Origin of the sequence: Photorhabdus bodei (assembly GCF_003287735.1) — a bacterium.
GTDB lineage: Bacteria > Pseudomonadota > Gammaproteobacteria > Enterobacterales > Enterobacteriaceae > Photorhabdus > Photorhabdus kayaii.
Genome location: NZ_NSCM01000120.1, coordinates 1 through 1,595, shown reverse-complemented (window position 1 = coordinate 1,595; position 1,595 = coordinate 1). Strand labels below are relative to the sequence as shown.

Below are 1,595 nucleotides of genomic sequence, written 5' to 3'. Positions count from 1 at the left end.
TACTACACTCCACTTATTTTACATTTACCTAACCAGCTATGACTATTTAAAAAGACAAACAGGGAGAGATTAAATACTTCATTCAATAGACTGATTTAACCAAGAAAATTAAAGTTTTCAGTAGTGTGATTAATGACATTTAGTCGAAATTCACTAACCATTAACCAAGAGTTGAAAAGCAATAATCACGTAAAATAACATTAATGGAATAGATTAACGCTCAAGTATTTTCTCACCACCGTTTTATGAAAAAATCAATAAAAAATGCGATAAAAAAGAGATAAAAAGAGATAAAAAGAGATAAAAAGAGATAAAAAGAGATAAAAAGATTAATTTAGCCGGATTTAAGTGCTAAAAAAGGCGTTATCCTAAAAAACATTAACGGTATTTTCATACCATCAAGCTATTTATTAGTGATTTATAAAGAAAAGATAAAGGGTGATGATTTATAAAACCCCGAAAAAATTGCCAGTAAAACAACATTGGTAAAAAAATGCCAGTAAAACAATGTTGGTAAAACAATCTATAAAACAATGTCAGTCAAAATAAATCGGATATGATTAACGTTCGTTTAAACGTAAAACCATGATATATCATAATGTTTAAATTTCGCAAAAAGCATATAGCCAAAAAATAAAAAACGATTAAAACCAGATACCGATTAAAATCATACGTTAAAAAAATAACTTTTAATCACAGTTTAAAACCTGCTCTGGTTTTACGGGTATTTTAATTAAAGTTTTATACCCTATGGGTTTCAAGATGCATTGCGACGGCAAGGAAGCGAATCCCCGGGAGCATAGATAACTATGTAACCGGGGTGAGTGAGTGCAGCCAACAAAGAGGCAGCTTGAAAGATGACGGGTATAGCATTGGATAGTTACGACCGTACCTGTAATCGACAAGCGCCGGTTGGGCAACCACAATTAACAAGGTGTCCCTCCAGCGCGACAGGTATTCCTTTTATATTGAACAAGTTAGAACCTTCCGCAATCACGCCGGTTTGTTTACAGGCGGGACAAAACACCGGGGTACCTTTACAAGCAACCGATAGTTGTTGGTTTACCAAACCGGAACCATTTAAAACCTCGCCTCCGGTTGTTGTGGTATCACCTTTAAGGATAATTTTTTTACTTTCCACGACACTTCGCATTATTTACTCCGTCATATTTTCCGTTTCTCGTATTAAATGCCAGACGGTTGTGCCCGTCTCCGCACCTTCAACATCAAAAGCCATCGCGCCCTGAGCAAAGAAGAACTGCTGGCCGGGCAGGCTATCGGTTCGCCAGATCCCGCTGACCAGTGCAGGATGGTCACCTCTCAGAGGAGTCACTTGCAGCGGTCCCCGGTCATAACGGGCATACCAGGCCAGTGTGGAAATATCATCAAAATGACCGGCACCATAAAAATGCAGGGAATGACCTTCACGGGGAATGACCCGTATCGGACGTATCAGTTGGTTAATGGTAAAATAACTCTCCGGGACACTGCTTGGCAGTGGCGTTAAGTCCGGGTATTGACCGGCCCGGATTATCAGACCATTGGAATAAGAACTAATCACCACATCCCGGTAGGGACGCAGCACCTGACGTATC

Annotated in this window: 2 protein-coding genes; both read right to left on the bottom strand. The window is 39.2% G+C overall.

Translation table 11 applies throughout. From position 1 onward, the window contains the following. Window positions 1–880 precede the first annotated feature (880 nt). The gene (locus CKY02_RS22985; RefSeq protein ID WP_112897004.1) at window positions 881–1,153 is read right to left on the bottom strand and encodes a PAAR domain-containing protein; all 273 of its coding nucleotides are present in this window, start codon (window positions 1,151–1,153) and stop codon (window positions 881–883) included. A gap of 3 nt (window positions 1,154–1,156) precedes the next feature. Then, on the bottom strand, window positions 1,157–1,595 hold a 439-nt coding region (locus CKY02_RS22980; RefSeq protein ID WP_146747495.1), incomplete at its 5' end, for a type VI immunity family protein.